Source organism: Pseudomonas sp. JAI111 (genome assembly GCF_024809425.1).
Taxonomy (GTDB): domain Bacteria; phylum Pseudomonadota; class Gammaproteobacteria; order Pseudomonadales; family Pseudomonadaceae; genus Aquipseudomonas.
This window is the reverse complement of the sequence record NZ_JANUCB010000022.1, coordinates 1-1405: the sequence shown is the minus strand read 5'-3', so window position 1 is coordinate 1405 and position 1405 is coordinate 1. Positions and strand designations below refer to the sequence as shown.

1 protein-coding gene is annotated in these 1405 nt (G+C 60.2%); it reads right to left on the bottom strand.

Features of this window, described 5'->3' with window-relative positions; translation table 11 throughout:
- Nucleotides 1-214 precede the first annotated feature (214 nt).
- On the bottom strand, nt 215-1318 hold the full coding sequence (locus HNR03_RS31685; RefSeq protein ID WP_259158404.1) for an IS110 family transposase: 1104 nt from the start codon (nt 1316-1318) through the stop codon (nt 215-217).
- Nucleotides 1319-1405 lie beyond the last annotated feature (87 nt).

The window sequence follows — 1405 nt, the reverse complement described above, 5'->3', positions numbered from 1 at the left end:
ACTGCTACCCGGTTGCATTTATGTATAAGGCCTGTCCGAGGAAGCTGTCTTGAGCTTCTGGCCAACATTGGTTGAGCTCGCGGTATGCCGATTACGTGCAGGCCTCGAAGGCCGGTAAGGGCGCAGGCATCGATCCGCGACGGTCTGACCTGGGTTCAATGTTTTCTAGCAGGGGCTGGAGCGCCGTGACGCCCCGGTGGCAGAACGCTTTTGATCAATGACTTGGCGCAGCTGGCCGGCCATCGGCCGGTTGGCTGCGGTAAGTCTGGTCATTTTGTAGCAGCACCCAAACGATTCGAAGGTTGCGATTCGCCAAGCGTATCGCCGCTTCCTTGCGGCCCAGTCGCTCCTGCCAACGTTGCAACCGACGATCGTCGGGCTGCTCTGAATCCGGGCGTAAATGCCTCAATACCGCGTGAGCGCCTTGCACCATCAGGCTGCGCACATAGCTGTCGCCTCGTTTGCTCATCCTGCCCAGGCGGACCCTCTGCCCACTGCTGTTCTGCTCAGGCACCATGCCAAAGTAGGCGGCGAACTGACGTGCATTGGCAAAGCGTTCCGGGTCGGTTTGCTTGGCCAAAAGCGCGGTGGCGATGATCGGGCCGATACCGCGTACGCTCATCAGTCGCCGGGCTGTTTTATCCTCGTTCGCGGCTTTCTCCAGGCGACCGCTCAGCACGTTGATCCGCTCGCCCAGCTGACGCCATTCTCCCAGCAGCTCGTCGACCAGCTCGCGCAACATGTCGGGCAAGGGTTGTGTCGCGTCTTCCAGCACCCTAGGCAGGGTCTGATTGATGGCGGCATCACCTTGGGCCAGGGTGATGCCGTGCTCCATCAGCAAGCCCCGCATCTGGTTGCTCATGGCTGTACGCCGACGGACATAACCTTGCCGGGCACGGTGCAAGGCCTGCATGGCCAGTGCGGTGGCGCTTTTGATGGGGACTGCCGCAATTTTGCTGTCGCGCCCGGCGCGCAATATGGCTTGGGCATCATTACGATCATTTTTGGCGCCGCTGCGGTGCTTGGCCACAAGCTGTGCTGGAAGAATCCGCGCCAGACTGCCCTGAGCCTGTAGCTGGCGCGCCCATGCTTGAGCGCCTGGTCCTGTTTCCATCAGCACCACTATGGTTGGCGGGAGTTGGCGCAGAAAGGTATGAAAGGCTTCACGCGACTTGATTCGTTCTTCGTAAAGCACCTGGCCAAGGGCATTTTCCCCCGCGATCTGGAATACCTGTTTGGCAAGATCGACCGCCACCGTGGTGCAGGTCGATAGATCGGTGGAAGACAGGGACTGTTTAACCGTCGTATGCTTTTTCATGGATTCGCCCTCGCTGTCGGTGGCTTCTTAGACTGCCCCCGTGGCGCATTGACGCCTCGGCGCGGGCGAGTCCATCCAATTACGGCG